Consider the following 8,586-nt stretch of genomic DNA (forward strand, 5'->3'; position numbering starts at 1 on the left):
TCAAGCTCAAGCTGTGGTGATCACGGTGTGGCGAGGTGGCGGCTGATCGCGACGGCGCCACGAAAAAGGGCCCGGCATTGCTGCCGGGCCCTCCTTGCTAGGCGATGCCGAGCAGGATCAGTCGCGATCGTTGGTCAGGAACGCGGGCGCGAACTCGGGCGCGGGGCCGTCGCTGTTGCCGCCTTCGCTGCGCTCGCGGCGCGGGCCACGACCGCCGTCGCCGTCACGACGCGGGCCACGCGGGCCGTCACCGTCACGACGCGGGCCACGGGGACCACGATCGCCGCCGCCGTCGCCACGGGGGCCACGGCCACCGTCGCCGTCACGGCGCGGGCCGCGCGGACCACGATCGCCACCCTCGCGCGGTTCGCGCGCGGGACGGGTGTCCTCGAGCTCGGCACCGGTCTCCTGATCGACGACGCGCATCGACAGGCGAACCTTGCCGCGCGGATCGATCTCGAGGACCTTGACCTTGACTTCCTGGCCCTCGGTGAGCGCGTCCGAGACCTTCTCGACCCGCTCGTTCTTGATCTCGCTGACGTGGACGAGACCGTCCTTGCCACCCATGAAGTTCACGAAGGCACCGAAATCGACCAGATTGACGACCTTGCCGTCATAGACCTTGCCGACTTCCGCTTCCTCGACGAGGCCCTTGATCCACTTGATCGCGGCGTCGATCTGCGACGGATCGGACGAGGAGACCTTGATCACGCCCTCGTCGTCGATGTCGACCTTGGCGCCGGTCTGCGCGACGATCTCGCGGATCACCTTGCCGCCGGTGCCGATCACTTCGCGGATCTTCGACTTGTCGATGGTGAAGGTCTCGATGCGCGGGGCATGAGCCGACAGCTCGGAGCGGGTCTCGCCCAGCGCCTTGGCCATCTCGTCGAGAATATGCGCGCGGCCGGCGTGCGCCTGCTTGAGCGCGACCTTCATGATTTCTTCGGTGATGCCCGAGATCTTGATGTCCATCTGCAGCGCGGTGATGCCCTCGCTGGTGCCGGCAACCTTGAAGTCCATGTCGCCGAGATGATCCTCGTCGCCAAGGATGTCGCTGAGGACCGCAAAGTCCTTGCCCTCGAGGATCAGGCCCATCGCGATGCCCGAGACCGGGCGCTTGAGCGGCACCCCGGCATCCATCATCGCCAGCGAACCGCCGCACACCGTCGCCATCGACGAGGAGCCGTTGCTCTCGGTAATGTCGCTGGTGACGCGGATCGTGTACGGGAACTCCTCCTTGGTCGGCAGCACCGGGTGCAGCGCGCGCCAGGCGAGCTTGCCGTGGCCGACTTCGCGACGGCCGGGCGCCCCGAAGCGACCCACTTCACCGACCGAATAGGGCGGGAAGTTATAGTGGAGCATGAAGTTCTGGTAGCTGAGGCCGTTGAGGCCATCGATCATCTGCTCGGCGTCGCGGGTGCCGAGCGTGGTGGTGGCGATGGTCTGGGTCTCGCCGCGGGTGAACAGGGCGGAGCCATGCGCGCGCGGCAGGAAGTGAACCTCGGCCTCGATCGGGCGCACCGTGGTGGTGTCGCGGCCGTCGATGCGGCGGCCGGTCTTGAGGATCGCGGTGCGGACTATGTCCGCCTCGAGCTTCTTGACCAGCTTGAGCGACGCCAGATACGCCTGGGGATCGCTGTCCTTGAGGTCGGCCATGCCGTCACGGGCCTTGGCGCGAGCCTCGTTGATCGCGGTCTGGCGCTGCTGCTTGTCGGTCAGCTTGTAGGCGGCCTCCAGGTCCTTGCCGATCAGCTTCTTGAGCTTGGCCTTGACCTCGACCTTGTCGTCCTGGACCTTGAGCTCCCAGGGCTCCTTGGCGGCCTGCTCGGCGAGCTTGATGATCGCGTCGATGACCTGCTGGCTCGCCTTGTGGGCGAACATCACGGCGCCGAGCATGACGTCCTCGGACAGCTCCTTGGCTTCCGATTCCACCATCATCACCGCGTCGTGGGTGGCGGCGACCATCAGGTCGAGCTCGCCGGTGGCGACTTCGCTGTCCGACGGGTTGAGGATGTATTCGCCATCCTTGTAGCCGACGCGCGCGGCGCCGATCGGGCCCATGAACGGCACGCCCGACAGCGTCATCGCGGCCGAGGCGGCGATCATCGCTAGCAGATCGGGCTCGTTCTCGCCGTCATAGCTCATCACCTGCGCGATGCAGTTGATCTCGTTGTAGAAGCCTTCGGGGAACAGCGGGCGGATCGGGCGATCGATCAGGCGGCTGACCAGCGTCTCACGCTCGGTCGCGCCACGCTCGCGCTTGAAGAAGCCGCCGGGAATGCGGCCGCTGGAGGAGAACTTCTCCTGGTAGTGGACGGTCAGCGGGAAGAAGTCCTGGCCTTCCTTGACGTGCTTGGCGGCGGTGACCGCGCAGAGCACCACCGTCTCGCCGAGCGTCGCGATCACCGCGCCATCGGCCTGGCGGGCGACCTTGCCCGTCTCGAGGGTCAGCGTCTGGCCGCCCCACTCGATTTCTACCTTCTTGGTATCGAACATCGTATTTCCTTCACTCCCACCGCCCAATGCGGTGGGGGCCTATCTGCGGGCTTAGCCGGCCCGCGCGGTGTGGAGCGAGTTGTCGCCCCGCGCCAGAATGCCGAATTGCATCCTGACGGATATGAAAACGGCGCCCGAAGGCGCCGCTTCCGTTACTTGCGAAGCCCGAGCTTCGCGATGAGATCGAGGTAGCGCTGCCCCTCCGTCTTGCGGAGATAGTCGAGCAGCGAACGACGCTTGTTGACCATCATCAGCAGGCCGCGACGCGAGTGGTTGTCCTTGGCGTGGCCCTTGAAATGCTCGGTCAGGTTGCGGATCCGCTCGGTGAGGATCGCGACCTGGACCTCGGGGGAGCCGGTGTCGCCTTCCTGGCGGCCGTGTTCCTTGATCAGCGCGTCCTTGCGCTCTGCGGTAATCGTCATCTGTCTTCCTTCGACATCACAGGTTGAACCCGCGCACGACGCGGACCTCGCGGTCCACCACCTCCACCAACGCGACGGGCTGGTCGCCCAGCAGCGCGAAACGGAGGCCATCGTCAGCGGCGATCCCGGCCAACACACGCCCCTGTCGGAGCGCTCCTGCCTGGTCGGGATCGAGGAACAGAGCCGGGATGTCGTCCAGCCCCGCCCTCAACGGCAGGAGTAACTGTTCAAGGGTGCGCGCCATACCGGCCTCAGCCAAATTGTCCAGCAATATCGCGCCATCGAGGGTAAACGGCCCCGCCTTGAGGCGCCGCAGCATGGTGACATGACCGACGGTGCCGAGCGCCAGCGCGATGTCGCGGGCGAGGCTGCGGATGTAGGTGCCTTTGGAGACATGGGCGACCAGGGTGATCTCGTCGAGGGGCACGCGCGCGTCGCCTAGCCCCGCGCCGCCACCCGCGTCCACGCCGTCACCCGTCTCCGTGCCGTCACCCCAGCGAAGGCTGGGGTCTCCTGCGGTCCTTTCCCCATCGAGATCCCGGCTTTCGCCGGGATGACGGAGAGAAAGGGAATGAATGGTGACGTTGCGGCTCGCCAGCGTCACCTCTTCGCCGGCGCGGGCGAGATCATACGCCCGCTCGCCATCCACCTTGAGCGCCGAATAGGCGGGGGGCACCTGCGCGATCGGGCCGGTGAAGCGCGGGAGCACCGACGCAATCGCGTCGGCCAAGGGCCGCCCGAGAGACGTCGCGATCACCACCCCCTCGGCATCGAGCGTATCGGTCTGCTCGCCGAAGCGGATGGTGAAGGCATAGACCTTGTCGCTGTCGAGCATCCGCCCGGCCAGCTTGGTCGCCTCGCCGACCGCGATCGGCAGCACGCCGGTGGCGAGTGGATCGAGCGTGCCGCCGTGGCCGACCTTGAACTTGCCATAGCCGCCCTGGCGCAGCGCGCGCTTGACCGCCGAGACCGCCTGGGTCGAGCCGAGCCCGAGCGGCTTGTCGATGATGATCCATCCGTGCATCGCGCGGCCCTAGTCCAGGCCCGCGCCGATGCGAAGGGCGCTCAGGCGATCGCGCCAGCGAGCTTGAGGAACAGCTGGATCACCGCCTCGGCCGGCGGCCCGACCAGGCGCTGGACGATATTAGCCTGGGGCAGCGCCATCGGCAGCAGCACCAGCAGGCCGATCACCAGCAGGAAGCCGAACCGGCCGAGCTTGGCATAGTGATAGGCGAGCCGGCGCGGCAGGATTCCTTCCACCACATGGCCGCCGTCAAACGGCGGCAGCGGCAGCAGGTTGAACAGCGCCAGGAAGACGTTGACGAGGAGGAAGTTGACGAGGTTGGCGAGCAGGAAGGCGGTGACGCCGGTGGGCGCGGTGCTGCCTACCGCCGCACCGGCAAGCCCGAGCGCCACGGCGGCGATCGTCGCCAGCGCGAGGTTCATCCCCGGCCCGGCGAGCGCGACCAGCACCATCCCCCAGCGCGGGTTGCGCAGCCGCTGCGCGATCACCGGCACCGGCTTGGCCCAGCCGAACACCGGCGCGCCGGCAATGGCGAGGCCGAGGGGCAGGATGATGGTGCCGACCGGATCGACATGGCGGATCGGGTTGAAGGTTAGCCGCCGGCGTTCGGCGGCGGTCGGGTCGCCCAGCCATTTCGCGACCCAGCCATGGGCGACTTCGTGGAAGACGATCGCGATCACCAGCGGGATGATCCACACGGCGGTGCGGTAGACGATGTTGTCGGGGTTCATGGGATGGATATGGCGTGTCGGAGGCGAGCGCGCCAGCGGGGGGCAAGGCTGCGGATGTTGCCCGTCGCGACGGAGATCAAGACCTTCTCACCGTTCGCCCTGAGCCTGTCGAAGGGCATGAGACTCACCGTGCTTCGACAGGCTCAGCACGAACGGTGATCCGAGTGGGCATTACCCTCCCAGCGCCTCGGTGAAATGGCGCCGGCACAGCGCCACGTAGAGATCGTTGCCGCCGATCGCGGTCTGCTGGCCCTCGGCAATCGCCTTGCCGGCGGCGTCGACGCGCAGGTTCATGATCGCTTTGCGCCCGCACATGCACACCGACTTGATCTCGACGAGCGAGTCCGCGGTGGCGAGCAGCCGCGCCGAGCCTTCGAACAGGCGGCCCTGGAAATCGGTGCGCAGCCCATAGGCGAGTACCGGAATGCCGAGCACGTCGCAGACATAGGCGAGCTGCGCGACCTGCGCTGCCGACAGGAACTGCGCCTCGTCGACCAGCACGCAGGCGAGCGATTCCTGGCCGTGGCGCGCGGCGATGCTCGTTGCGAGATCGGTGGATGCGTCGAACGGCGTCGCCGCGGCTTCGAGGCCGATCCGCGAGGTGATGGTCCCCGGCCGGAAGCGGTCGTCCACCGCGGCGGTGAACAGCATCGTCGCCATCCCCCGCTCGCGATAGTTGAAGTCCGCTTGCAGCAGGTTGGTCGATTTGCCCGCGTTCATCGACGCGTAGTAGAAATAGAGCTTGGCCACGGTGGGTCATCCCACGGGCCGGGCAGGGGATCAATCCATCCTTGCGGCGGAGCGATGTTGCCGCACCCCCCGTTTGCCTTGTGCCTATAGAAGGGGATGAGTCTCGCCGTGTTTCGACAGGCTCAGCACGAACGGGCGGGCGGGGTGGTGGGCGGCGCTATTCGGTGAAGAACATCGCCACTGCGGGGCGATGGCCCTGGCTCTTGATCGTGCCGTAGGAGAAGCCGGCGCGGGCATAGGCGCGCCGCGCGCGGGTGTTGCGGATATCGGGATCGAGCGTCACCACCGGCACGCCTCTCGCGCGCAGCTGCTGGGCGAGGAGGCGGACGAAGGCGGTGCCGTGGCCGCGGCCGATCATCGCCGGATTGCCGATGAACACGTCGATCGCTCGCGAGCCGCGCGGCAGATGCGCGAACTGCGGCTGCGGCCATTCGTGGACGTTGTAATGCTGGGCGAAGGCGAAGGCGATGCCGCGATGCTCGACGATCAGCATCGTCATCGCCGGTTCGTCGAGGTCTTCGACCAGGAAGGCGGCTTCCTTGATGGGGTTGCCCCACCAGCGCCGCGCCGCAGGCGTCTCCAGCCACCGGCGCACCATCGGCATGTCGGTGCCGGTCATCGCCCGAAAGCGATACTCAGCCGAGATCGCGGGAGACCTGAGGGTTGCGGAGCAAGGCATCGATATGGCTGCCTTCGTCGAAGCTGTCGTCAGCGAGGAACTTGAGCTTGGCGGCGTATTTGAGCGTCATCTTCGCCGCCACCTCGCGCTGGAGATAGGCGGTGTTGGTGCGCAGCGCCTTGAGCACCTCCTCCTCGTCCTTGCCGAGCAACGGTTTCACGAACGCGGTCGCATGGCGCAGATCGGGCGACATCCGCACCTCGGTGATCGAGATGACGTGCTTGGCGAGCGTCGCATCATGCACGTCGCCGCGTTGCAGGATCTCGCTCAAGATGTGGCGGACCTGCTCGCCGACCCGCAGCGAACGGACCGACTTTTCCTGGGGTTCTTTGTTCATTGCGTCACTCTCCCGGCATGTGGGAGGGGCCCGCCCGGCATCGACCGTGCGCGCGGGTGCCGATGTGCGCGGTCGCGCACCCACCGGTCACCCTCACCCTTCCGCCGCATCGCGGCTCCCTCCCTCTCCCGGGCGGGAGAGGGAGAGTGGATTACAGCGTGCGTTCGCGCATCTCGACTTCGAAGGTCTCCAGGAAGTCGCCCGCCCGGATGTCGACGAAGTTGTTCGAGAAGGTGACGCCGCACTCCAGGCCGGCGCGCACTTCGGCAACATCGTCCTTGAAGCGACGCAGCGATGCGATCTCGCCCTGGTAGATGATGACGTCGTTGCGCGTGATGCGTGCCTTGAGCGCCTTGCGGATGATCCCGTCGACCACCAGCAGACCGGCGGCCCGGCCGTGCTTGCCCGCCGAGAACACCTCGCGGATTTCGGCGCGGCCGACCACGGTCTCGAACGCTTCCGGCCCGAGCTCGCCCGCCATGCCGGCGCGGATCTCGTCGATCAGGTCGTAGATGACGTCGTAATATTTCAACGCCACCTTCTGCCGCTCGGCGATCTCGCGTGCCTTGGAATTGGCGCGGACGTTGAAGCCGATGATCGGCGCGCCCGATGCCCCGGCCAGGGTGACGTCGCTCTCGGTGATGCCGCCAACGCCCGAGTGCAGCACGCGGGCCTTGATGAGATCGGTCGAGATCTTGTTGATCGACGCGACGATCGCCTCGACCGTGCCCTGCGTGTCGGCCTTGACGACGAGCGGATACTCGATCGCCTGATTGGCCTTGAGCGCGGAGAACATGCTCTCCAGGCTCGCCGGCGCCGAGGTGGTGCGCTTCTGCGTCAGCACGCTCTGGCGATATTCGGCGACCTCGCGGGCACGCGCCTCGTTCTCGACCACCTGCAGCGGATCACCCGCCGACGGCACGCCGGACAGACCGAGCACCTCGACCGGCATCGACGGACCGGCTTCCTTGAGCTGCCGACCCTTGTCGTCGACCAGCGCGCGGACCTTGCCGCTTTCGGCGCCGATCACGAACACGTCGCCGACCCTAAGCGTACCGCGGTTGACCAGCACGGTGGCGACCGGGCCACGGCCCTTGTCGAGCTTGGCTTCAATCACGGTGCCTTCGGCAGCGCGAGCGGGGTTGGCCTGCAGCTCGAGCAGTTCGGCCTGGAGCTGGATCTTCTCGATCAGCGTGTCCAGCCCGGTCTTCTTGAGCGCGGAGACCTCGACGTCCTGGACGTCGCCGCCCATTTCCTCGACCACCACTTCCTCGCTGAGCAGGCGCTCGCGAATCTTCTGGGCATTGGCCTCGTGCTTGTCGATCTTGTTGATCGCCACGATCATCGGCACGCCGGCCGCCTTGGTGTGGTTGATCGCCTCGATCGTCTGCGGCATCAGCCCGTCGTCGGCCGCCACCACCAGCACCACGATGTCGGTGATGTCGGCACCGCGGGCGCGCATGGCGGTGAACGCCTCATGGCCCGGGGTGTCGAGGAAGGTGACCTTGGACTTGTCCTTCAGCGTGACTTGATAGGCGCCGATATGCTGGGTGATGCCACCGGCCTCGCCGCGCACCACGTCGGTGCCGCGCAGCGCGTCGAGCAGGCTGGTCTTGCCGTGATCGACATGGCCCATGATCGTCACCACCGGCGGACGCGGCTTCAGCGTCTCGACCGCATCCTCGACGGTGTCGATCGCGAGATCGATGTCGGCATCGGACACGCGGACGATGTTGTGGCCGAATTCAGTCACCAGCAGCTCGGCGGTATCCTGGTCGATCACCTGGTTCATGGTGACGGGCGAGCCCATCTTAAACAGGGTCTTGACCAGATCTGCGCCCTTCTCAGCCATGCGGTTGGCGAGTTCCTGGACGGTAATCGCCTCCGGCACCTGGACGTCGCGGACCTGCTTGGCCTGCTGCTCGCGCGGGCCGCCGAAGTGGCGCTTTTCCTTTTCACGCGCACGCTTCAGCGCGGCGAGGCTGCGCGAGCGCGCACCATCGTCGCCGAGCGCACGGTTGACCGTGAGCTTGCCGCCACGGCGCTCGTCGCCCTTGCGGTCACGCTGCTGCGGCCGCGCCGGCGGCGCGTTGTTGCGCGGGGTCGCCTGGCCCGAGGGCAGCGGACGGTTGATGCCGCCAGCCGGG

8 protein-coding genes are annotated in these 8,586 nt (G+C 67.0%); all 8 read right to left on the minus strand.

Features of this window, described 5'->3' with window-relative positions:
• Positions 1-117: 117 nt before the first annotated feature.
• Complete coding sequence (pnp, locus tag OXR60_RS05105) at positions 118-2,496, minus strand: polyribonucleotide nucleotidyltransferase (protein WP_267394680.1); 2,379 nt, start codon at positions 2,494-2,496, stop codon at positions 118-120.
• Between the two features lie 152 nt (positions 2,497-2,648).
• Positions 2,649-2,918 (minus strand): 30S ribosomal protein S15, encoded by a 270-nt coding sequence (rpsO, locus tag OXR60_RS05110; RefSeq protein ID WP_267394681.1) that lies wholly within the window; start codon positions 2,916-2,918, stop codon positions 2,649-2,651.
• Between the two features lie 16 nt (positions 2,919-2,934).
• The gene (gene truB, locus OXR60_RS05115; protein WP_267394682.1) at positions 2,935-3,942 is read right to left on the minus strand and encodes a tRNA pseudouridine(55) synthase TruB; all 1,008 of its coding nucleotides are present in this window, start codon (positions 3,940-3,942) and stop codon (positions 2,935-2,937) included.
• A gap of 41 nt (positions 3,943-3,983) precedes the next feature.
• Positions 3,984-4,673, minus strand: coding sequence for a site-2 protease family protein (locus OXR60_RS05120; protein ID WP_267394683.1), 690 nt, complete (start codon positions 4,671-4,673; stop codon positions 3,984-3,986).
• Between the two features lie 171 nt (positions 4,674-4,844).
• The gene (locus OXR60_RS05125) at positions 4,845-5,423 is read right to left on the minus strand and encodes a thymidine kinase (protein WP_267394684.1); all 579 of its coding nucleotides are present in this window, start codon (positions 5,421-5,423) and stop codon (positions 4,845-4,847) included.
• Positions 5,424-5,580: 157 nt separating this feature from the next.
• On the minus strand, positions 5,581-6,042 hold the full coding sequence (locus OXR60_RS05130; protein WP_267394685.1) for a GNAT family N-acetyltransferase: 462 nt from the start codon (positions 6,040-6,042) through the stop codon (positions 5,581-5,583).
• 16 nt (positions 6,043-6,058) lie between these two features.
• Complete coding sequence (gene rbfA / locus OXR60_RS05135) at positions 6,059-6,439, minus strand: 30S ribosome-binding factor RbfA (protein WP_267394686.1); 381 nt, start codon at positions 6,437-6,439, stop codon at positions 6,059-6,061.
• A gap of 151 nt (positions 6,440-6,590) precedes the next feature.
• Positions 6,591-8,586, minus strand: a 1,996-nt coding sequence (infB, locus tag OXR60_RS05140; protein WP_267394687.1) for a translation initiation factor IF-2, incomplete at its 5' end; no start/stop codon positions are given.

The sequence above is a fragment of the Sphingomonas sp. GC_Shp_5 genome (genome assembly GCF_026540855.1).
GTDB lineage: Bacteria > Pseudomonadota > Alphaproteobacteria > Sphingomonadales > Sphingomonadaceae > Sphingomonas.

Excerpts from the sequence above, each read along its gene's own strand:
- truB (WP_267394682.1), bottom strand. The coding sequence starts at position 3,942 with ATGCACGGATGGATCATCATCGACAAGCCGCTCGGGCTCGGCTCGACC.
- rbfA (WP_267394686.1), bottom strand. The coding sequence starts at position 6,439 with ATGAACAAAGAACCCCAGGAAAAGTCGGTCCGTTCGCTGCGGGTCGGC.
- rpsO (WP_267394681.1), bottom strand. The coding sequence starts at position 2,918 with ATGACGATTACCGCAGAGCGCAAGGACGCGCTGATCAAGGAACACGGC.
- OXR60_RS05130 (WP_267394685.1), bottom strand. The coding sequence starts at position 6,042 with ATGACCGGCACCGACATGCCGATGGTGCGCCGGTGGCTGGAGACGCCT.
- OXR60_RS05120 (WP_267394683.1), bottom strand. The coding sequence starts at position 4,673 with ATGAACCCCGACAACATCGTCTACCGCACCGCCGTGTGGATCATCCCG.
- pnp (WP_267394680.1), bottom strand. The coding sequence starts at position 2,496 with ATGTTCGATACCAAGAAGGTAGAAATCGAGTGGGGCGGCCAGACGCTG.